The organism is Pelagibius marinus, assembly GCF_014925385.1.
Classification (GTDB): domain Bacteria; phylum Pseudomonadota; class Alphaproteobacteria; order Kiloniellales; family Kiloniellaceae; genus Pelagibius; species Pelagibius marinus.
In genome coordinates this window covers 87241-109372 of record NZ_JACSDK010000008.1, presented here as the reverse complement: position 1 = coordinate 109372, position 22132 = coordinate 87241, and the positions used below count along the sequence as shown (strand labels likewise).

General features: G+C 67.8%; 16 protein-coding genes. 9 read left to right on the top strand and 7 right to left on the bottom strand.

What is annotated here, in order from left to right:
- The first annotated feature begins 223 nt into the window (after nt 1-223).
- The 5 genes from H7X47_RS09090 (at nt 224) to H7X47_RS09070 (ending at nt 7469) form a co-directional block, all read left to right on the top strand.
- Entirely contained in the window at nt 224-2665 is a 2442-nt protein-coding gene (locus H7X47_RS09090) for a penicillin-binding protein 1A (protein WP_227010331.1), read from the top strand.
- A 112-nt stretch (nt 2666-2777) separates the two neighbouring features.
- Nucleotides 2778-3906 (top strand): peptide chain release factor 2 gene (gene prfB, locus H7X47_RS09085; RefSeq protein WP_193368345.1). Its coding sequence is split into 2 segments (ribosomal slippage): nt 2778-2846 and nt 2848-3906, totalling 1128 coding nucleotides; the frame shifts between segments, so codons are not numbered across the junction.
- 132 nt (nt 3907-4038) lie between these two features.
- Complete coding sequence (locus tag H7X47_RS09080; RefSeq protein WP_193368344.1) at nt 4039-5283, top strand: cytochrome P450; 1245 nt, start codon at nt 4039-4041, stop codon at nt 5281-5283.
- 32 nt (nt 5284-5315) lie between these two features.
- Nucleotides 5316-6692, top strand: coding sequence for a phenylacetate--CoA ligase family protein (locus tag H7X47_RS09075; RefSeq protein ID WP_193368343.1), 1377 nt, complete (start codon nt 5316-5318; stop codon nt 6690-6692).
- Nucleotides 6693-6713: 21 nt separating this feature from the next.
- On the top strand, nt 6714-7469 hold the full coding sequence (locus tag H7X47_RS09070; RefSeq protein WP_193368342.1) for a hypothetical protein: 756 nt from the start codon (nt 6714-6716) through the stop codon (nt 7467-7469).
- Between the two features lie 202 nt (nt 7470-7671).
- Here H7X47_RS09070 and H7X47_RS09065 read toward each other — a convergent pair whose 3' ends face one another.
- From H7X47_RS09065 to H7X47_RS09045, 5 genes are all read right to left on the bottom strand, one after another.
- Nucleotides 7672-8643: a DMT family transporter gene (locus H7X47_RS09065; RefSeq protein ID WP_193368341.1), complete on the bottom strand. Its 972-nt coding sequence runs from the start codon at nt 8641-8643 to the stop codon at nt 7672-7674.
- Between the two features lie 81 nt (nt 8644-8724).
- On the bottom strand, nt 8725-9522 hold the full coding sequence (locus H7X47_RS09060; RefSeq protein ID WP_193368340.1) for a ferritin-like domain-containing protein: 798 nt from the start codon (nt 9520-9522) through the stop codon (nt 8725-8727).
- Between the two features lie 9 nt (nt 9523-9531).
- Nucleotides 9532-9993 carry a thioredoxin-dependent thiol peroxidase gene (gene bcp / locus H7X47_RS09055; RefSeq protein WP_193368339.1) on the bottom strand — a complete coding sequence of 154 codons (462 nt, stop codon included), beginning with the start codon at nt 9991-9993 and terminating at the stop codon, nt 9532-9534.
- A gap of 100 nt (nt 9994-10093) precedes the next feature.
- Nucleotides 10094-10516 carry a hypothetical protein gene (locus tag H7X47_RS09050; protein WP_193368338.1) on the bottom strand — a complete coding sequence of 141 codons (423 nt, stop codon included), beginning with the start codon at nt 10514-10516 and terminating at the stop codon, nt 10094-10096.
- A 43-nt stretch (nt 10517-10559) separates the two neighbouring features.
- On the bottom strand, nt 10560-13577 hold the full coding sequence (locus tag H7X47_RS09045; protein WP_193368337.1) for a bifunctional [glutamine synthetase] adenylyltransferase/[glutamine synthetase]-adenylyl-L-tyrosine phosphorylase: 3018 nt from the start codon (nt 13575-13577) through the stop codon (nt 10560-10562).
- Between the two features lie 79 nt (nt 13578-13656).
- Between H7X47_RS09045 and H7X47_RS26295 the strand changes: the two genes are divergently transcribed.
- Nucleotides 13657-17190 (top strand): YhdP family protein, encoded by a 3534-nt coding sequence (locus H7X47_RS26295; RefSeq protein WP_193368336.1) that lies wholly within the window; start codon nt 13657-13659, stop codon nt 17188-17190.
- Between the two features lie 6 nt (nt 17191-17196).
- Here H7X47_RS26295 and tyrS read toward each other — a convergent pair whose 3' ends face one another.
- Nucleotides 17197-18453, bottom strand: a complete 1257-nt coding sequence (tyrS, locus tag H7X47_RS09035; RefSeq protein ID WP_193368335.1) for a tyrosine--tRNA ligase — start codon at nt 18451-18453, stop codon at nt 17197-17199.
- A 210-nt stretch (nt 18454-18663) separates the two neighbouring features.
- On the opposite strand from tyrS, the gene H7X47_RS09030 reads away from it, so the two are divergent.
- Nucleotides 18664-19764 carry an anhydro-N-acetylmuramic acid kinase gene (locus H7X47_RS09030; RefSeq protein ID WP_193368334.1) on the top strand — a complete coding sequence of 367 codons (1101 nt, stop codon included), beginning with the start codon at nt 18664-18666 and terminating at the stop codon, nt 19762-19764.
- A gap of 14 nt (nt 19765-19778) precedes the next feature.
- Here H7X47_RS09030 and H7X47_RS09025 read toward each other — a convergent pair whose 3' ends face one another.
- Nucleotides 19779-20444, bottom strand: coding sequence for an alpha/beta hydrolase (locus tag H7X47_RS09025; RefSeq protein WP_193368333.1), 666 nt, complete (start codon nt 20442-20444; stop codon nt 19779-19781).
- A 312-nt stretch (nt 20445-20756) separates the two neighbouring features.
- Between H7X47_RS09025 and cysE the strand changes: the two genes are divergently transcribed.
- On the top strand, nt 20757-21545 hold the full coding sequence (cysE, locus tag H7X47_RS09020; RefSeq protein ID WP_227010329.1) for a serine O-acetyltransferase: 789 nt from the start codon (nt 20757-20759) through the stop codon (nt 21543-21545).
- A gap of 48 nt (nt 21546-21593) precedes the next feature.
- Complete coding sequence (locus H7X47_RS09015; RefSeq protein ID WP_193368332.1) at nt 21594-22124, top strand: Rrf2 family transcriptional regulator; 531 nt, start codon at nt 21594-21596, stop codon at nt 22122-22124.
- The last annotated feature ends 8 nt before the right edge of the window (nt 22125-22132 follow it).

Here is a 22132-nt window from a genome sequence, read left to right as displayed (position 1 = left end):
TGCCGGCGGTCCCCAGGGACCTGGCCGGGCCGGGAGCGGGGCTGCAGGCAACCACAGGGCTGCCACATTTGGGTGCTACCCCTTGATATAAAAGGGCTTGCATCCTCGGTTGAGGTTCCTTAACGCCTCACTGCGTAGCATGCGCGCCCCTGGCGTATCGGGTCCGGGGGCAGCGGCAGGGGCGGCCAGGAAGCGGGCGGAAGCGCCCAGCGGAGAAAATAGCTTGAGACGTGCCTTTAAGATACTCGGCGTCCTGTTCGGACTGGCCCTGATTTGCGCTGTCATCGGGGCGGGCGGCCTGTTCTACGTGTTCTATCACTACGGGCGCGGCCTGCCGGACTACAGCCAGCTGGCCGACTACGAGCCCCCGACCGTGACGCGCGTGCATGCCGGTGACGGGCGCCTGCTGGCCGAGTACGCGACCGAGAAGCGCGTCTTCGTGCCGATCACCGCGATTCCGCGCCGGGTGACCAACGCCTTCCTCTCGGCCGAGGACAAGAACTTCTACGACCACCCCGGCGTCGACTTCGTCTCGGTGCTGCGCGCGGTGGTCACCAACGTCGCCAACTTCGGCTCCGACCGCCGGCCCGTCGGCGGCTCGACCATTACCCAGCAGGTGGCCAAGAACTTCCTGCTGACCAACGAGGTCGCCCTGGAACGCAAGATCAAGGAGGCCATCCTGGCCTTCCGCATCGAGCATGCCTTCACCAAGGAGACGATCCTCGAGCTCTATCTCAACGAGATCTATCTGGGCTTCGGCTCCTACGGCGTGGCGGCCGCCTCGCTCAACTATTTCAACAAGTCGCTCGACGAGCTGACCATCGCCGAGGCCGCCTATCTCGCGGCCCTGCCCAAGGCGCCCAACAACTATCATCCGGTACGCAAGCACGACGCCGCGGTGGCGCGGCGCAACTGGGTCATCGGCCGCATGGCCGAGGACGGGCGGATCACCGAGGCCGAGGCCGAAGCCGCCCGGACCGAGCCGCTGGTGGTGCGCGAGCGCGACGACACCGAGGTTGTCGAGGCTCAGTACTTCGCCGAGGAAACCCGGCGCGAGCTTGTGCGCCTCTACGGCGACGACAGCCTCTACACCGGCGGCCTGTCGGTGCGCACGACCCTGGATCCGCGCCTGCAGTACATCGCCAACCGGGTGCTGCGCGAGGGCCTCATCTCCTATGACCGCCGCCACGGCTGGCGCGGCCCCCTCACGGAAATCGAGGTGGGCGAGGGCGCCGACCCGATGGTGAGCCTGCAGGAGATCGAACGCCCGATCGGCATCGCGGAGACCTGGCGCCTGGCCGCGGTGACCGGCACCAGCGCCAAGCAGGCGGACATTGTCCTGGCCGACGGCACCACGGGGCATATTCCCATGGCCGAGCTGGCCTGGGCCCGCAAGTGGATCGAGAATCAGCGCATCGGCAACAAGCCCAAGAAGCCGAGCGACGTGCTGAAGGCCGGCGAGGTCGTCCTGGTCGAGGCGGTGACCGAAGACGACGACGGCAAGGCCTATGACCAGAATGCCTTCGGCCTGCGCCAGATCCCCAACGTGAACGGCGGCCTGGTGGCCCTCGATCCGCACACCGGCCGCGTCCTGGCCATGGCCGGCGGCTTCTCCTACGAGCGCAGTGAATTCAACCGCGTGACGCAGGCCAGGCGTCAGCCGGGCTCGGCCTTCAAGCCCTTCGTCTACCTGGCCGGGCTCGACAGCGGTTTCACCCCGGCGACCATGATCCTGGACGCGCCCTTCGTGCTGGACCAGGGCCCCGGGCTCGGCAAGTGGAAGCCCTCCAACTACTCCAAGGAATTCTACGGCCCCACCCCTATGCGCGTCGGCATCGAGAAGTCGCGCAACCTGATGACCGTGCGCCTGGCGCAGACCATCGGCATGGAGAAGGTCGTGGACTACGCGCGCCGCTTTGGCATCATCGACGACATGGAGCCGGTGCTCTCCATGTCGCTAGGCGCCGGCGAGACCACCCTGATGCAGATCACCACCGGCTACGCCATGCTGGTGAACGGCGGCAAGCGCATCTCGCCGTCGCTGATCGACCGGGTGCAGGACCGCCATGGCCGCACCATCTACCGCCACGACACCCGCGCCTGCGAGGTCTGCCTAGTCGAAGCCTGGCAGGGACAGGCGCCGCCCGCCCTGCCCGACGAGCGCGAGCAGGTGGCCGATCCGGCCTCCGCCTACCAGATCGTCGGCATGCTGCAGGGCGTGGTCCAGCGCGGCACCGGACGGCGCATCGCCTCGCTGGGCATGCCGCTGGGCGGCAAGACCGGCACCACCAACGACAACATCGACACCTGGTTCATCGGCTTCAGCCCCGACCTGGCCGTCGGCGTCTTCGTCGGTTTCGACGAGCCGCGCACCCTGGGCCCGCGCGACACCGGCTCCAACGTCGCCGCGCCGCTGTTCAAGGCTTTCATGGCCGAGGCGCTGACCAAGGAAGACGCCGTGCCCTTCCGTATCCCGCCGGGGATCCGCCTGGTGCGGCTGAACGCCGAGACCGGCCAGCTGGCGCGCCCCGGCGACAAGCACGTCTTTCTGGAGGCCTTCAAGCCGGGGACCGAGCCGGCGCCCGGGCGCCAGGTGGTGCTGGACGGCGGCTACAACCCCACCACCGGCAGTACCGCGGCCAGCGGCCCCGGCGGCCTTTACTAAGGGGGGGCTGTCCGCGCGGCCCTGAAACCCCTACAAGATTCCCGGCAAAGCCGTCCGCCGGCCCGGAAGAGGTCCGGACGGCGGCTTCTTAGAGACCGATCAAGGAGTGCTTATGCGCGCCGAAATCCAAGCGGTGGCAGACGAGGTTCGTCAGTCGTTGGCCCTGCTGAGGAGGCATCTTTGACGTCGATGCCGCGACGCTGCGCCTCGACGAGCTGAACGCCGAGGCCGAGAACCCCGAGCTCTGGAACGACCCGGAGAGCGCCCAGAAGGTGATGCGCGAGCGCACCCACCTGGAGCAGTCGCTGAAGGAGTTCCACGCCATCGAGAGCGAGCTGGAGGACGCCGTCACCCTGGCCGAGCTGGGCGAGGCCGAGGACGACGAGGACAGCATCCAGGAGGCCCAGGGCCAGCTCGAGTCCCTGCAGGCGCGCGCCGCCAAGCGGCAGCTGGAGAGCCTGCTCTCCGGCGAGGCCGACGGCAACGACTGCTATCTGGAAGTCAACGCCGGCGCCGGCGGCACCGAGGCCCAGGATTGGGCGCAGATGCTGCTGCGCATGTATGTGCGTTGGGCCGAGCAGCACGGCTATAAGATCGAGTGGCTGGAAGAAAGCGCCGGCGAAGAGGCGGGGATCAAGTCGGCCTCGGTGAAGGTGATCGGGCAGAACGCCTACGGTTGGTTGAAGACCGAGTCGGGCGTGCACCGCCTGGTCCGCATCTCGCCCTTCGATTCCCAGGCGCGCCGCCATACCTCCTTCGCCTCGGTCTGGGTCTATCCGGTCGTCGACGACGCCATCGAAGTCGAGGTCGAGGACAAGGACGTGCGCATCGACACCTACCGCGCCTCGGGCGCCGGCGGGCAGCACGTGAACAAGACCGATTCCGCGATCCGCATTACCCACCTGCCCACGGGCATCGTGGTGCAGTGCCAGAACGACCGCTCGCAGCACAAGAACCGGGCCCAGGCCTGGTCCATGCTGCGCGCGCGCCTCTACGAGCACGAGCTGCAGAAGCGCGAGGCCGAGGCCCAGGCGGAGGCGGAGTCCAAGACCGACATCGGCTGGGGGCACCAGATCCGCTCCTACGTGCTGCAGCCCTACCAGATGGTGAAGGACCTGCGCACGGCGGTGGAAAAGGGCAACGCCCAGGGCGTGCTGGACGGCGATATCGACGCCTTTCTGGAGGCGTCCCTGGCGGCGCGCCTGGACCGGGGCTCGGCGGAGAGCGGGGCCGAGGCCTGAATCCTCTCGGGGCTTACCCCGTCAGAACGGTTTCCCTCGGCGCCGGAACGCTCTAGTCATGCTCTGGTCATGCATTTGTTAACCCGGGGTTGGCAGACTGCAGGCCGCTGACCAGCGGCGGCGGGGGAAGAAATGGTGAAGCTTGACAAGGGGATAGCGGAAACGGCGGCGCCGGCCGGCGGCGCTGCGATCGACTTCGACGCCCCCGCCACCATCGATGACCCCTATCCCCACTATCATGCCTTGCGCGCGGCGGCGCCGGTCTACCCCAGCCCCTGGGGCGACTGGTACCTGACCCGCTTCGCCGACGTCGCCATGGTGTTGACCGACCAGCGCTTCCAGCGTCAGTCGCCGATCGGGGCGAATCCGATCAGCGGTCAGGCGCGGGCGGCGACGCCCCTGGACCGCATGTTGAGCCGCTGGATGGTGTTCATGGATCCGCCGGCTCACACCCGCCTGCGCCGCCTGGCAGGCAAGGCCTTCACCCCCAAGCTGGTCGCCTCCCTGCGCGGCGACATCGGCGTCATCGCCGGACAGCTGCTCGACGCGGCGCTGGCCGGCGCCGACATCGACCTCATAGCGGACTTCGCCTATCCCCTGCCGGTCATCGTGATCTCGCGCATTCTCGGCGTACCGGCGGAGGACTACGACAAGCTGAAGGACTGGTCCGGACAGCTGACCCGCGCGCTGGACACCGGTCACGCGGAGGAACTCGCCACCGGCATTCCCGCCACCGAAGAGCTGACGGCCTATATGTCGGCGCTGATCGCCGCGCGCCGCCGCGCGCCGCGCGACGACCTCATCTCGGCCATGCTGGCGGACAGCGCCGGCGACGACGCCTTGAGCGAGGAGGAACTCCTGGCCAACTGCATCTTTCTGCTGTGGGCCGGGCATGAGACGACCAAGAACCTGATCGGCAACGGCACGCTGTCACTGATCCGCCATCCCGGGGAGTTTGCGCGCCTGGCCGCCGATCCGGGGCTGATGGAGCGCGCCGTCGACGAGTTCCTGCGCTACGAGAGCCCGATCCAGAAGATCGGCCGCTGGACGCGCGACGCGGTGGAAATTGGCGGCGAGACGGTGCCGGCCGGCAGCTACGTGGTCAGCATCTTCGGTGCCGCCAACCGGGACCCGGCGCAGTTTCCGGAACCGGACCGCCTGGACATCGGCCGGCGCAACGGCACCAGCCTCGCCTTCGGCAAGGGCATCCATCATTGCCTGGGCTACGGCCTCGCCAAGCTGGAGGGGGAGGTCGCCTTCGCCGCGTTGCTGGAGCGGGTCAGCGCCATCGAGCTGCGCGAGGCCGTACCCTGCTGGCAGTCCAATTCCTCGATCCGCGGGCTGGAGCGCCTGCCGGTCGTTGTGCGGCGGCGCTGACGGGTGCGAGCGGCGCAGAGGGGGAACGCAGCATGCCGATACCACGTTCGACCGTACCGGGGATCATTACCCCGGCGATTCCCGGCCGCATGGCGTCGCTGCTGCTGTCGGTGCTTTATCAGCTCGACCAGACCCAATGGCTGTCGCCCGAGGATCTTTTCGCGCAGCAGGCGCGCCAACTTCGCCTGCTCTTTGCCCACGCGGGCCAGAAAGTGCCCTTCTACGGCCAGCGTTTTGCCGAGGCCGGCATCGACCCCAACGCCGAGGTGACGCGGGAAACCTTCGCACGCCTGCCGATCCTGAAGCGCGAAGAACTGCAGGCCGCCGGGGAGGCTATCCATGCGACCGCCCTGCCGAAGTCGCACGGCAAGCGCCATCACATTGAAACCTCGGGCTCGACCGGCCGGGCGGTGCGCATGTACGGCACCGAGATTACGGGCCTGTTCTGGCGCGCCGGCGTCATGCGCGAGCACTTCTGGCAGGGCCGCGACTTCGGCGCCAAGCTGGGGGCCATCCGCTGGGCGCGCAAGGGCGTGGCCATGGCGCCTGCGGGCAGTCACGGCGAAAGCTGGGGGCCTGCGTCCGGGGCGATCTATCCCACTGGTCCGGCGGTTATGCTGAACATCGCCTGCGAGCTGCACGAGCAGGTCGACTGGATGCTCCGCGAACGGCCCGACTACCTGATTTCCTTTCCCTCCAACCTCATGGCCCTGGCTAAGCACTGCATCGACAAGGGGATCGAATTCCCCAACCTGAAGCAGGTGCTGACGGTGGGCGAGACGGTGACGCAGCAGGCGCGCGACCTGGTGCGCCAAGCCTGGGACGTGCCCTTGAAGGACTCCTACAGCTGCGAGGAGGCCGGCTACCTGACCATCCAGTGCCCGGAGCACGAGGTCTATCACGTGCAGTCGGAGAATGCGTTGGTGGAGGTCGTCGATGACGACGGCAAGCCCTGCGCCCCCGGCGAAGTGGGGCGGGTGCTCATTACCTGCCTGCACAACTTCGCGACGCCGCTGATCCGCTATCAGCTGGGTGACTACGCGGAGGCCGGGGCGCCCTGCGCCTGTGGGCGCGGCCTGCCGGTCATAAACCGCATCCTCGGGCGCCAGCGCAACCGCCTGGCGTTGCCTGACGGCTCGACGGTCTTCCCCTACTTCGGGAACCACGACGAATACAAGGCGATCACGCCGGAGGTTCTCCAGTTCCAGTTCATCCAGCACAGCCTCGACGAGATCGAGAAGCGCATGGTGGTCTCCGCACCGTTGACGCCGGAGCAGGAAGAGGCGACGCGCGAACTGATGGTGCGCAATCTCGGGCATCCATTTCGCATCACCTTCACCTACCTCGATGAGATACCTCTGGGCCCGCGCGGGAAGTACGAAGAGTTCATCTCCAAGGTGGACGTCTAGCAACATGGAGCGCGGCGCAGTATGGGTGAACTGAAGGGGCGCGTGGAGCGGACGGCGGGCCTGGACCGGGCGACGCGGGCGGCGATGTTCAAGCTCTATGAACAGTACTACGGCGGCACCAGCGAGGAGCTGTTCTTCGGCGATCTCGAAGACAAGCAGTATGCGGTGATCCTGCGCGACGACGACGGCACGCTGCAGGGCTTCTCCTCCATCAAGGTCTGGGAGGAAGCGCTGACCGGCAAGCGGGTCCGGATCATGTACTCCGGCGACACCATCGTGCATCAGGATCACTGGGGTCAGCAGGCCCTGGCCTTTACCTGGATCCATTTCTCCGGCGCGCTGAAGTCGGAATCGCCGGAGGTGCCGCTGTACTGGCTCCTGCTGGTGAAGGGCCACCGCACCTACCGCTACCTGAGGGCTTTCTACCGGGTCTTCTACCCGGCGCACAATCGTCAGACTCCGGCCGAAACAAAGGCGCTGATCGACCAGCTGGCGACCGAGAAGTTCGGGGAGTTCTACAATCCGGAAACGGGGGTCGTGCACTTCCCCGAATCCCGCGGTCATCTGAAGGAAGACTGGGCGGAGATTCCGGAAAAGGACCGACGCCGGCCCGACGTGCAGTTTTTCCTGCAGGCCAATCCCGGCTATGCGGCCGGTGACGAGCTGGTCTGCCTGACCGAACTCAGCCACGGCAACCAGAACCCCTTGGCCGCGCGGCTCTTCGACGCCGGCTTCGACGGCGGTTTGGAGGCCGCCTTGTCGCAGGGCGCGGCCTGAGCGAAAGCGGGAGTGGTCGCAGCCCGCGTACTGGGCGAAGAGGGCGACCTGCGGGGTCAGGGTGCGGCAGCCGCGAACGACGGGATTGCCTCGGGAGAGCAGCTGAACATGTGTTGCAGCGGGGAAGCGCCGCTGCGCATGGCGCCCGCCACGCCGAGGAGATTGCAGCTTTGCCCGGTCCTTTGGACTGGGTGGCCCGCTGCTATTCGGGAGGCGGAGTTTTTTTGGCCGCCGCCTTGCGGGTGGCCAGGTAGATCCCCGGCAGCACCAGGGCGGCGCCGATCAGGTGGTAGCTGCGCAGTTCCTCGCCGAGCAGCAGGTAGGCCAGCACGCCGTTGTAAAGCGGGAAGAGGTACATCAGCAGGCTGGTCGGCCCCGCCCCGAGAATGCGCTGGACCAGACCATAGACCTGGTAGGCGCCGAAGGACGGAACGATGGCCAGGAAGGCGACGATCAGGAAGCTGCGCGGCTCCAGCGCCGGCAACTCGCCGCTGAGCCCCTCCGCCACGGTGAAGGGCAGCAGTACCAGGATGCCGCCGATGACGATGGCGGAGAAGCGCGCCATCATCGGCAGGTCCGAGCGCCGGTGTTGCAGCAGGATGCAGTAGACCGCCCAGGCCGCCATGGCGCCGACGGTCCAGAAGTCGCCGACCGCGAAGCTGAGGGTCATCAGGACCTCGACGTTGCCGCGGCACACGATGGCGACCACGCCGGCCAGCGACAGCAGCACGCCGGCGCTTTGCAGCAGGCTCAGCGGCTCGTTGTAGAAGACCCGCGCCAGGATGACGATCAGGATCGGGGAGACCGAGTAGATGAGGCCGATGTTGGTGGCGGAGGTGGTGTCCGCCCCGATGTAGACGAAAGCGCCGCAGGCCCCCATGCCGAGAGCGCCGAGGACGAGGAGATCGCGCCATTCCTTCAGTGCGGCATAGCGATACTGCCAGAGCGTCGCCGCGGTGAAGGGCAGCAGAAGGCCAAGGGCGAGCGTCCAGCGCCAGAAGGCGAGGGCCACCGGCGGGAAGATGTCGTGCACCAGGCGTGCCGTCAGCATGTTGGAGCAGAACAGCGCCGGGGCGATGAACAGCAGGATCATCGCAAGCTGGTGCTCGCTGAGGCCGAGCCAGCGCTTTTCCTGCGCCGCGGCGGTTTTCCGGGGGCTGTCGTCTGCCGTCATGGGACAGAGGCTCTACCTGCTGGCGGCGGTGCGGTCAAACGCCCAGGCGGCAGAGGAGCCATGCCGAAAGCTGGAAGCGGCTCAATCCGCTGCAAGCGCGCCGTAGTAGTGGGCGGGAAAGCCGGCCAGGTGGCGGGCGGTGTCGTTGAAGGGCGGTTTCAACTGGCCCTTGAAATGGCGCCGCACCAGGTTGTGCCAGGTCTCCTGCGAGCCGAGGCCGCGCCGGGCGCAGAGATGGTCGAACCAGCGCTTGCCGATGGCCACGTGGCCGATCTCTTCCTCATAGATCACCTGCAGGGCGGCGGCGCTGTCGCCGTCCTCGGCCGCCTGCAGCTTGACGATCATCGCCGGCGTGACGTCCAGCCCGCGCGCCTCCAGCACCAGCGGCACCACCGCCAGGCGCGCCAGCAGGTCGTGGGCGGTCTCTTCGGCAGCCTGCCACAGGCCGTCGTGGGCCGGCAGGTCGCCGTAGGTCAGGCCAAGCGACGTCAGCCGCTCGATCAGCAGCAGGTAGTGCTTTGCCTCCTCGTCGGCGACCCGCACCCAGTCGTCGTAAAATGGGCGGGGCAGGGCCTCGGCGGTGAAGCGGGCGACGATGTCGGCGGCCAGGTCGATGGCGTTCAGCTCGATGTGCGCCAGAGCGTGCAGCAGCGCGCCGCGCCCGGCGGTGCCGCGGTTGATCTTGCGCTTGGGCACCTCGCCGGGCCGCTTCAACTCCGGGCGCGCGGGCCGGGCCGGGCGTGTCGGCGGCCGGGCGCTGCCGACCTCGGCGATGGTCCCGGCGCGCCAGGCGCTGGCGGTTTCCCGCGCCAGCGCCGCCTTGGCCAGGGGGTCGGCGGTCTCCAGGATGGCGACCGCCTGCGTGGCGAGGGTGATCACCTGGTCCCCTCAGAGCGCCTGGGCGGCTTCGAGGACTTCCTCGACGTGGCCCTTCACCTTCACCTTGCGCCACTCGCCGCGCAGGATGCCGTTCTCGTCGATCAGGAAGGTCGAGCGGTCGATGCCCATGTATTTGCGCCCGTACATGGATTTCTCGATCCAGGTGCCGTAGGCCTCGCAGACCTTGCCGTCCTCGTCGGAGGCCAGGGTGAAGGGCAGGTCATACTTCTCCTTGAACCTTTCGTGTTTGGCGACGGTGTCCTTGGAGACGCCGATGATTACCGCGTCGACCTTGGTGAAGTCCGGCAGGGCGTCGCGGAAGCCGCAGGCTTCCTTGGTGCAGCCGGGGGTATCGTCCTTCGGATAGAAATAGAGCACCACCTTCTGCCCCTTGAGGTTCTTCAAGGAGATCTCGCCGCCGCCGTCGGTCGGCATGGTGAAGGCCGGCGCTTTCTTTCCGAGTTCAGGCATGTTCAACGTTTCCTGTTTTCCGTTCGAGACGATGCATCGGGGATGGTGATGCTTTTATGACATTGCCCGCTGCCGGGCGAGATCAAGCGGCTGCGCGGGCTCACGCTCCTGATGGCCTCAGTGTCCCTTTTGGGTACAGCTTGAGAGTTCCGTTCAAAGGCGGAACTTCACCGAACTTCATGAAATATTCCCACAAGAGTTCTTCCTCAGCTCCTTTATGGTCAATGCAAGCTGCAACTTTGAACTCCAGCGTGTCCACTGGAATAGCGCGGATGACATGACTTGGCAAAGCTCGGTATCGGCCGGCAGCAACATGTCGGGGTTCGACGCGGCGGCGCTCAGGATCGGTCTCTAGGAGTGCTCTACGTAGAAGCTTGAGTCTACGCTGTGGGTTCTTAGCTTCTCCGATGTAGAGAATGCCGGCTTTGTCTGTTGCCCCTAGCCGCCCAATTTTTAAGGCGGGGCTTAGAACTTGGTAGATGCCGGAACCGCTGGTCACTTCACCCAGGTCAGATTTGGTCAAGCGCAAGCTTCTGGTCCATGTGACTTTGCTGGTCAACGCCAGTTTAGGCCCCCTTGGCGAAGGGCAGCACGCCCTTGTCGGGCTCCGTGCCGCCGGGCGGCGCCGGGGCGTCGACGACTTCCACGTAGATGCCGTGCGCCCAGGCGAGGGTCTCCTCCAGGCGGGCGCGCAGCTCGGCGAAGCTGTCGATGCCGATGCTGGTGGCCAAGGCCGCCTGCAGCAGTGGCGACAGGGTATCGGCGTCGAAGGCCGGGCCGACGGTCAGGCGCAGCGCCTCCTGCACCTGGCGCAGAAAGCGCGTGGCCTCGACCAGCTTCTCAGCCCGCTCGGGCGCGATGAACCCCGCCTCGGCCAGCCTGGGGAAGGCCAGTTGGGTCGAGACCGCCAGCACCTCCGGCTTCTCGGCGGCATGACGCAGCTGCAGGTACTGCGCCAGGAAGTCCAGGTCGATGAGGCCGCCCTCGGCGTACTTCACGCTCCAGATGGTGGCCGCCGGATGCTCCTTGTAGATGCGCCGGCGCATGGCGGCGACCTCGCTGAGCAGGCGCTCGGGGTCGCGCGGGGCGCTGCGGATGGCCAGCAGATCTTCCTCCACGCGCGCGCAGATGTCGGCGGGGCCGGCGACGACGCGGGCGCGGGTCAGTGCCAGATGCTCCCAGGTCCAGGCGTCCTTCTCGTAGTAGCGCCGGAAGGAGGCGAGGGAGGTGGCGATGGGCCCGGCGTTGCCGGAGGGGCGCAGGCGCATGTCGATCTCGTAGAGCGTGCCCTCGGCGGTCTGGGCGCTCAGTGCGTTGATCATGCGCTGCGCCAGGCGCGCGTAATAGCGCTGCGGCTCCAGCGGCTTGGGGCCGTCTGACTGCAGGTTGCCGCCCTGTCCCTCCCGGGCCGGCAGATCGTAGAGGAAGACCAGATCGAGATCGGAGGAGACGGTCATCTCCCGGCTGCCCAGCTTGCCCAGGGCGACTACCGCCAGGCCGGAACCCGCCAGGCGCCCGTGGCTGCGCGCCAGGTCCTCGACCGCAGGCTCGTAGAGGCCGCGCAGCGCCACCTCGGCGATGTCGCTCAGCGCCCGCCCGCTGGCGTCGACGTCGCTCTTGTGGCGCAGGATGTGGACGCCGACCTGGAAGCGGCGGTCGTTGGCCCAGCGCCGCGTCATGTCGAGCACGTCCTGCAGATCCTGGGCGTCGGTCAGCGCCGCCTCCAACTCCCCGGAGAGTTCCTCGGCCGGTGGAATGGGGTCGAAGAAGTCCGGCGACAGCACCGCCTCCAGCAGGTGCGGCTTGCGGTCCAGGCGGTCGGCCAGCATGGGCGCGCTGCCCATGATCTCCGCCATCAGCTCCAGCAGGTTGGGGTTGTTGTAGAGCATGGAGAAGAGCTGCACCCCGGCGGGCAGTCCGGCGACGAAGGTGTCGAACTTCAAGAGTGCGCGGTCCGGGTCCTGGGTGCCGCCGAAGGCCTTCAGCAGCACCGGCACCAGCTCGGTCAGCAGTTGGCGGCTGCGGGTCGAGCGCAGCGCGCGGTAGCGGCCGTGGTGCCAGCCGCTGACCACCTGCCAGACCCGTTCACCGTCGCGAAAGCCGAGGCCGCCAAGGGTCGCCAGGGTCTCCGGGTCGGGCTCGCCGCCGGTGAAAACCAGGCTGCCGGGCTCGGAGAGGGTCGGCGATTCCTCAAAGAGGTGCGCGTAGTGGTCTTCCACCCGGCGCAGGCGCCGCAGCAGTTCCTCGCGAAACACCGCAGGGTCGTCGTAGCCCAGGAAGACCGCCAGGGCGTCAACGCCTTCGTCGTCCTCGGGCAGGCTGTGGGTCTGCTGGTCCTCGATCATCTGCAGCCGGTGCTCGACGCGGCGCAGGAAGTAGTAGGCCTCGGTCAGTTCCTCGGCCACCTGGGGCTCTATGTGGCCGCTCTCGGCCAGGGCGGCCAGGGCCTCCTTGGTCTGTGAACTGCGCAAGGCCGGGTCGCGCCCACCCCAGATCAGCTGCTGGGTCTGGCAAAAGAACTCGATCTCGCGGATGCCGCCGCGCCCCAGCTTCACGTTGTGCCCGTTGATGGCGATGACCGAGCCGCCCTTGTGGGCGTTGATCTGGCGCTTGATGGAGTGGACGTCCTGGATGGCCCAGAAGTCCAGGTGCTTGCGCCAGACGAAGGGGCGAAGCTCGCCCAGAAAGGCGGCGCCCAGCCCCTTGTCGCCGGCGATGGGCCGCGCCTTGATCATGGCCGCGCGCTCCCAGTTCTGGCCCAGGCTCTCGTAGTAGGTGAGGGCGCTGTTGATGTTGATGGCCAGCGGCATGGCGCCGGGGTCCGGGCGCAGGCGCAGGTCGGTGCGGAAGACGTAGCCGTCGCCGGTGCGGTCGTCGAGGCTGCGCATCAGGTCGCGGGTCAGGCGCACCAGCCCCTGCGGCGCGCCGCGCGAGTGCCGGTAATCCACCTTTTCCGGGTCGAAAATGACGATGAGGTCGATATCGGAGGAGTAGTTCAGCTCCCGGGCGCCCAGCTTGCCCATGCCCAGGATGGCGATCCCGCAGTCCCGGGTCGGAGCCGCCGCGTCGGCCAGGCCGAGTTCGCCGCGCGCGGCGGCCTGGCGCAGGATGCCGGCAAGGGCGGCATCGACCGCTGAATCGGCGAATTCGGACAGCGCGCGGGTCACCTCCGCGACGTCCCAAAAACCGCAGATATCCGCGAAAGCGATGGTAAAAGCGGTGCGGCGGCGGGCAATTCGCAGGCTTTTCATCAATTCCGCTTGATCGGCCAACATCGCGGTCTTGCTTTTCAGCTCTTCCAGGACTTTTTTTAGAACCAATTCAGGTCCCTGCTTTAAAACATCGGCGAGGAGCCCGATATCCGCTATCAAACAGTGGCTGAGGAAGGGCGAATTGGCGAAAATCGCCTGCAGCAGTCGCTGGCCCGCGGGATCTTGCGCCAGACTTTGCGCCAGTTCACTCACGGCCGGATCGGGAGCCGCCGCCGCGGCCGCGTTCCAGCGCTCCAGCCAGGGTTCCGCCCGTGCGGGCTCTATGGCTCCTGGAAGAGCCGAAGTATCTGGTAGGTAAGGGAGTTTAGACATCTCACGCCGCTCGCTTCAGGATCAGACTGCTGAAGGCGCGCGCCCCGGTCAAGCGCCGGCGCCCGCCATGGGCCCGGCGGTGGCGACCGCGCCGGCCCAAAAGGGCGGGCCGGGCGGCGATCCGGCAGGCGGCGATCCGGCAGGCGGCGGCCCGGCAGGAGGCGGCCCGCAAGGTAGTGGCGGGGCGCCGGCCCGGCGGACCAAGCCGCGGCGCTCCCGCACCCATCGGGTGATCCGTTTCGGCGTTGAGCTGCTCGGCGGGCTCTTCGCCGCCGCCGTCCTGGTCGTCGGGGTGGCGGCCTGGCGGTTCTCCGAGGGGCCGATCCGCACGGATTTCCTGACCCCCTATCTGACGGCGGCGATCAACGACTTGGGCAGGAACACCGTCGATATCGGCGGCACCTTTCTGGTCTGGGAGGAAGGCAGCCGCGGCCTGGTGCTGCATGCCGCCGAGGTGGTGGTGCGTGACGCGGACAACAAGCTCATCGCCTCGCTGCCGCAAGTCGCCTTCGAGCTGAGCAGCAGCGCCGCGCTGCAGGGCACGCTCGCGCCCAACCAGATTGAGATTATCGCGCCGCGCATCCGCCTTGTCCGCAGCAAGGACGGCAAGATCCGCTTCGGTTCCGACGTCGAAGGCGTCGAAGCGGTGGAGCCCGGGGCGGGTCGCGGCGAGAACCTGGTGCTGAGCGGGATTGTCGGCGAATTGCTGGCGGAGCGCCAGGTGGGCAATGCGTTCTCCTTCCTCGACGAGCTGCGCATCCGCGACGGCCAGGTCTACATGCGCGATGAGATGCTGGACATCTCCTGGGCCGCGCCATCGGCGGAGATCTCGCTGCGGCGGGACATCGCCGGGCTGGCCGGGGACGTCAGCCTCAGCTTTGCCGGCCAGCGCGACGCCGCGACATTCGACCCCGCGACCCTCGATGCGGCCTTTCTCTTCGACAAGGATGATCAGGTCATCGACCTTGCCGCCAGCTTCAGCGACATCAGCCTTGTCGGCATGGCGCAGGCGATCCCGGAGCTGGCGCTGGTCGGCGGCCTGACCTCGCGGATCAGCGGCTCGGTCTCGACTTCGCTGACGCTGGACGGCGAGCTCGGCCACACCGGTTTCGACATCCAGGGCTTTGCCGGGACGCTCAGAATTCCCGGCATCGACATGCCGGCCCTGCCCGTGCGCGACCTGAACATGCGCGGGCGCTACGACAGCGACGAAAGGCGTTTCGATCTCGACGAGGCGCAGATCAGCCTGGGCAGTCCCGAGGTTCCGGGACCGGTTCTCGGTCTGGCGGGCGTGCTCGACTACGATCCCGTCAGCGGCGACTGGCGCATGGACACCGACGCCACGCTGGAGGACGTGCCGCTGGCCGACCTCGCAACTTATTGGCCGGAATCTGTCGCCTCCGACGCGCGGCCCTGGGTGATAGAGAACGTCACCGCCGGGACGGTCGGCAAGGCGACGGCGGCGCTGGATGCCGCCGTTCCGAAGGGCGACTTTTCGGCCACCGAGGTGATCGGCCTGACGGGAACCCTGCAGTACCGCGATGTCGAGGTGCACTACCTGCGTCCCTTGCCGTCGGTCACAAAGATCAGCGGCACGGCGAAATTCGATCTCGACTCCCTGCATTTCGCGGCGGAGACCGGGCGGCTGCAGGACCTGGCGCTCGGCGACTCCCAGATCGACATCACCGGGTTTTCCACCGCCAACGCCAAGAAGGCCATCTACGAGCGGCTGACCATCCAGACCAAGGCGGTGGGGCCGGTCTACGATGCGCTGGCGATCTTGGATCATCCGCGTCTCGATCTGCTTTCCAGGCTCGGCATGACCTCCGCCGGCAGCGGTGGCGCGGTTTCCGCACAGCTCGGCTTTCAGTTCCCCCTGGCGAAAACGCTCTCCTTCGACGACGTGACCCTGCAGGTCGAGGCCTCCGTGCACGGCGGCGAACTGAAGCGCGTTTTCCTGAACCAGGACATGAGCGAGGCGCAGCTCGCCGTCACCGTCGACGAGAGCGGGATGCAGCTCTCCGGCCCCCTGACACTCGGCGGTGTGCCGATCTCGATCGACTGGCAGGAAAGCTTTGCCGAGACCGCCAAGGTGCGCTCCGTCTTGGAGGCGGAAATCCCCCGCAGCAGCGACGAGGAGCGCGCGCGCTTCGGCCTCGACATCGGCGATACGGTGCAAGGTCCGCTGGCCTCTACGGTCTCCATGATCAGCCGCGACAACGGCCTCTCGACCCTGAAGGTGTCCACCGACCTGAAGGATGCCACCATCTCCCTGCCGGAACTCCATTGGCGCAAGGAGGCCGGGACCAGCGGCAGCTTGAGCCTGACCGTCGAAATGGACGCCAGCGGTCCGCTGGCCTATCGCGACATCGTGCTGCAGGCCGGCGATCTGGCCGCCCGCGGCAAGGCGACGCCGGGGCGCAATCGCGAAGGGCTCGGCTCAATCGAGCTGGAGCGGGTCGCCATCGGCCGCAGCAACCTGCAGGACGTGGCGGTGCAGCTGGACGAAGACGGCATCGACGTCGCCATCGGCCAGGGCACCCTGGACGCGGAGCCTTTCCTGGAAGGCGGCCCGGAGGCCGCGGAGGCGGCAGCCGAAGAATCCCCGCCGGCCCAGGAAGCGACACCACGCACCTTCCAGCCGCTGAACGTCAGGGCGCCGGATCTGGACGTGCTCTACTTCGCCGATGAGCGGCGCCTGGAGCGGGTGAACCTGGAACTGCGCCGGCTCTCCACCGGCTGGGAAACCATTCGCCTCTCGGGCAGCATTCCCGAGCAGTACTGGTCGCCGCGCCGGCCGCCGCCGCCCAAGGTGGCGCCACCGGAGTCAGAGCTGCCGCAGAAAGAGGTGCTGGAGACGCAGGCCGGCAGGAGCAGCGCGGCCGATGCGGCAGCGCCGGTCGAGGAGACCGTGACCGCCCAGCTGAACCGGCGCTATCTGCAGTTTTCCTTCGCGCCCGATGCCGACAGCGGAGGTCAGCGCCTGCTGGCGCAGAGCGACGATCTCGGCGCCCTGCTGCGCGCCACCAACATCGCCGATACGGTGGTCGGCGGGCGGATCCAGGTCACCGGGCACAGCGACGGCCCGAGCCCGACCCATCCCATCAATGCCAAGGTGCAGGCGCGCGAGTTCATCATGGTCAAGGCGCCGGTCATGGCCAAGCTGCTGACCGTCGCTTCCTTTACCGGTGTGGTCGACCTGCTGAGCGGCGACGGAATTCCCTTCCAGGGCATGGACGGCGACTTCGTGCTGGACGACGGCGTGGCGACGACCGAGCTGATGCGCATCTACGGCGCCTCCCTGGGCCTGACCGCCAAGGGCGAGATCGATTTCGACAACGACGCCATCGACCTGACCGGGGTCGTGGTGCCGGCCTACTCGATCAACAACTTCATCAGCAAGATCCCGCTGATCGGCACGCTGCTGACCGGCGGCGAGGGCGAGGGGCTCTTCGCCGTGGTCTACAAGGTGAAGGGCGGGGTCGACGATCCGGAGGTGTCGGTCAACCCGCTCTCGGCCCTGACGCCGGGCTTCCTGCGCAACATCTTCACCGCACAGCCGAGCGACGAGCCGCCGAGCGCGCTGCCGTGGCGCGAGCGCATCGACAAGTAGCGCGCGTCAGCCCGCCAGTTTCACCAGCGCGTGGCGCTTCTTGCCGGCGGAGAGCTTGATCCTGCCCTCGGGGCTAAGGTCGTCGGGTCCGACCGTCGCCATTTCGTCGCTGATGGCAACGTCGTTGACGCGTGCCCCGCCACCCTTGATCAGGCGTCGGGCTTCGCCGTTGCTCTTGGCCAGACCGGCGCGGCGCATCAGCTCAAACACCATGATGCCGCCGTTGAGTTCGGCCTGGGTCACCTCGATGGTCGGCAGGCCCTCGGCGCTCTTGCCTTCCTCGAAGGTCTGGCGCGCGGTCTCCGCCGCCTCGGCCGCCGCCGCCGCGCCGCGGCACAGCTTGGTCGCCTCCAGGGCCAGGATTTTCTTCGCCTCGTTGATCTCGGCGCCTTCCAGGGCCTCCAGCCGGGCGACCTCGTCCAGCGGCAGCTCGGTGAAGAGGCGCAGGAAGCGGCCGACGTCGCCGTCCTCGGTGTTGCGCCAGAACTGCCAGTAGTCGTAATGGCTGAGGCGCTTCTCGCTGAGCCAGATGGCGCCGGCGGCGGTCTTGCCCATCTTGGCGCCGGAGGCGGTGGTGATCAGGGGCGTGGTCAGGCCGTAGAGCGGGCGCTGGTCGATGCGCCGGCCCAGCTCGACGCCGTTGACGATGTTGCCCCACTGGTCGGAGCCGCCCATCTGCAGGCAGCAGTCCATGCGCCGGCTGAGCTCCAGGAAGTCGTAGGCCTGGAGGATCATGTAGTTGAATTCCAGGAAGGTCAGCGGCTGCTCGCGGTCGAGGCGCAGCTTCACGCTGTCGAAGGTCAGCATGCGGTTGATGGTGAAGTGCGGGCCGACGTCGCGCAGGAAATCGATGTACTGCAGGCCGTCCAGCCAGTCGGCGTTGTTCATCATCACCGCTTCGCCGGGGCCCTCGCCGAAGCTCAGCAGGTTGTCGAAGGCGGTGCGGATGCCGGCGATGTTGGCCTCGATCTGCGCGCTGGTCAGCAGCTGGCGGGACTCGTCCTTGCCGGAGGGGTCGCCGATCTTGGTGGTGCCGCCGCCCATCAGGGCGATGGGCCGGTGGCCGGTCTTCTGCGCCCAGCGCAGCATCATGATCTGCACCAGCGAGCCGACGTGCAGGCTGTCCGCCGTGGCGTCGAAGCCGATATAGGCGGTCAGCGGCCCTTCCAGCGCGCGCGCGTCGAGCGCGTCGATATCGGTGCACTGGTGGATGAATCCGCGGTCCTGGAGGGTCCGCAGGAAGTCGGAACGGGGCGCTGTCATGGTCCTGTCTGGTCCTGCTGGCTTGAAGGCTGCCGCCGTCGGCGGGCGCTGGCATTTAACACAATCGCCGCCGGATCACAATTTGAGGCCGCAAGATTTCCGTCCCGCGGAGCGGCGGCGGGCGTTAACCTTGTTTGACCGAATCGTAATCTCTGCCCGCTAGAACCCCACTCAGCCGGGCCCTGGAAGCAAGCGAAGGACGGGACAGCTATGGCATCGGATGAGGCAAAGCCCTGGGCCCTGGGCCTGATGAGCGGCACCTCGCTGGACGGCATCGACGCGGCGCTGATCCGCAGCGACGGCGCGCGCCAGGTGGCCATGGGCGCCTTCCTCAGCCTGCCCTACGATCCGGAAACGCGCCGCAGCCTGCGCTCGGTCCTGGGCGGCCAGGGCCCGGTCGAGGAAGTCGAGCGGGAACTGACCCTGCGCCACGTGGCGGCGGTTCGCCGCCTGCTGAGGGAGGCGGGGGTCGCCGCGGAGGAAGTCCGCGTCATCGGCTTTCACGGCCACACCATCCTGCACCGGCCCCAGGAAGGCCGGACCTGGCAGATCGGCGACGGCGCCCTGCTGGCCGCGGAGACCGGCATCGACGTGGTGGCGGACCTGCGCGGCAACGACGTCGCCCTGGGCGGAGAGGGCGCGCCCCTGGTGCCGCTCTACCAGGCGGCCCTGGCCGCCGACCTGGAGCGGCCCCTGGCGGTGGTCAACATCGGCGGCGTCGCCAACGTTGCCTGGATCGGTGAAACGGAGGGAGAGGTGCTGGCCTTCGACACCGGCCCCGGCAACGCCCTGATCAACGACTGGGTGGAGCAGCACGGGCGCGATCCGCTGGACCGCGACGGGGCTCTGGCCCGGGCCGGCCGGGTGGATGAGGGTCTGCTGGCCCGCCTGCTGGACAATCCCTATTTCGACCGCGTCCCGCCGAAGTCCCTGGACCGGGACGACTTCTCGGCGGTCCCGGCGGCGGGGCTGTCGCTGGAGGACGGCGCGGCGACGCTGACCGCCTTCACCGCGGCGACGATCGCCAAGGCGGTCGAGCACTTTGCGGCCCCGGTCCGGCGCTGGCTGATCACCGGCGGCGGGCGCCACAACCCGACCCTCATGGCCATGCTGGCCGCGCGGCTGGAGGCGCCGGTCGAGCCGGTCGAGGCGGTGGGCTGGCAGGGCGATGCGCGGGAGCCCCGGGCCTTCCCCTCCCTGCCCCTGCGCCCCCTGGCGGGGCTGCCGCTGACCCTGCCGACGACGACCGGCGTCAGCCGCCCGGCCAGCGGCGGCCGGCTGCACCCGGCCCCCGAAGGCGCCCACGCCTAGGTATTTTCCGGAACTCAGCCGGTGGCGGTCTTGCTCTTGTCGGCCGCCAGGGCCTTGGCCAGGTAGTCGTCGACGTGGCCGCTGAGCTCTTCCATCTCGTCCTGGAAGAAATGCCCGGCCCCGGACACGACCCGGTAGTCGATGGCGATGCCGCGCTGGGACGACAGCTTGTCGACCAGCTTCTTCACCGAGGGCTCGGGCACCACCTCGTCCTTGTCGCCCTGGAGGATCAGGCCGGAGGAAGGGCAGGGCGCCAGGAAGCTGAAATCGTGCATGTTGGCCGGCGGGGCCACGGAGATGAAGCCGCTGATCTCCGGCCGGCGCATCAGCAGCTGCATGCCGATCCAGGCGCCGAAGGAGAAGCCGGCGATCCAGCAGCCCTCGGCGTTCTCGTTGTAGGTCTGGAGCCAGTCCAGCGCCGCCGCAGCGTCCGACAGCTCCCCCTCGCCACGGTCGAAGACGCCCTGCGAGCGCCCGACGCCCCGGAAGTTGAAGCGCAGGACCGAGAAGCCCTGGCGGACGAAGGCGTGGAACAGCGTATAGACGACCTTGTTGTTCATGGTGCCCCCGTATTGCGGGTGGGGGTGCAGCATGAGGGCAATGGGCGCATTGGGGCGCTTGCTGTGCTGGTAGCGTCCTTCAAGACGGCCCTCGGGGCCATTGAAGATCACGTCAGGCATAGACCCTTTATTCCTATTCTTTTCTCGGCGGTGCGATCGGGCGGGCTCCCGGCGCTCCAGCGGGCCCCGGAAAGGCTTTCCGGGGGACCGGCGGCGCGGCCGCATGTCCCTGCGCTTATCTCAGGCGTTTTGCTTGGACGTTTCGTCCGTTGATCGCATCTTGTTATTTTTCCGACCTTTTTTGGCCAGCCGGAAACTTGACCATTCTACTCAGGCTTACTATATCTCCAGGTATTGTCGCTTGGGAACCTTTGGGCGCATGATCTGCGCCAACGACCGCCCGGGGCGACAAAAGGCGGCGATAATAGCACGATGGACGAAGCGATGTTCAAGTCTCTACGGGCCGAAATCGATGCCACCATGCAGCGCGACCCCGCGGCGCGCTCCCGCCTAGAGGTGGTGCTTTGTTACCCCGGTTTCCAGGCTATCATGCTCTATCGCCTGGCCAATGCCTGCTGGCGGCGGCGCTGGTACCTGCTGGGCCGCTGGATATCGGCCCTCGGGCGGGTCCTGACCGGCATCGAAATCCATCCCGGCGCGACCATCGGCGAGCGTTTTTTCATCGATCACGGCATGGGCGTGGTGATCGGCGAGACCGCCGAGATCGGCGACGACGTGACCCTCTACCAGGGGGTGACCCTGGGCGGGACCTCGCCCAGCGTCGACAGCGACAGCCAGCGCAACGTGAAGCGCCACCCGACCCTGCTCGACAACGTCATCGTCGGCTCCGGCGCCCAGATCCTGGGCCCCTTCACGGTCGGCCGCTGCGCGCGCATCGGCGCCAACGCGGTGGTGACCAAGGAGGTGCCGGAGGGCGCCACCATCGTCGGCATTCCCGGCCGCGCGGTTCAGACCAGCAAGACCCCGGACAACGAAAAAGCCCCCTTCGTCGCTTACGGCACGCCGACCGGCAATATTCCGGACCCGGTCGCCCGGGCGCTGGACGGCCTGCTGGACGAGGTGCAGAGCCTGCGCGCCCGCGTGAACGAACTCGAGGCCGGCTCCGGCAAGGAAACCTCCGGCAACGGCCTTCCCGTTGAAGGCGACGAGCGTGAGTTGAGCCGTGTGGGCGAGGCGAAGCAGCCGGAAGGCAAGTGCTGAGGCCGCCCAAGTGCTGACGCCACCGGGTCCACAGAAGGGAGAGAAAGGGTGAAGTTGAGCACCAAAGGCCGCTACGCCGTGATGGCGCTCTGCGACCTCGCCAGCCATGCCGAGGGCCGTCCCGTGGCCCTGGCCGACATCGCCGAGCGGCAGGAGATTTCTCTCTCCTACCTTGAGCAGCTCTTCGCCAAACTGCGGCGCGGCGGGCTGGTGCGTTCCGTGCGCGGCCCCGGCGGCGGCTACCTGCTGGCCCACACGCCCGAGGAAACCCGGATCTCCGACATCATCCTGGCGGTGGACGAGCCGATCCGCGCCACCCGCTGCATGCCCGGCCAGCCGCTGGGTTGCCGCGGCAACCAGAGCCGCTGCCAGACCCATGACCTCTGGGAAGAGCTCGGCAACCAGATCTACCTCTACCTCAGCTCCGTCACCGTGGACGATGTCATCTCGCGTCGGATCCTGGGGACCAGCGGCGTCGGCTCCTGCGCGCCTCGCGCCGCGGTGCAGGTGTCCGGCAGCGACGCCTCGGCCGACCAAGACCCCGCCGACGACCGCAACCCCTGCCGCGCCGCCGGCTAGGCCGGCGG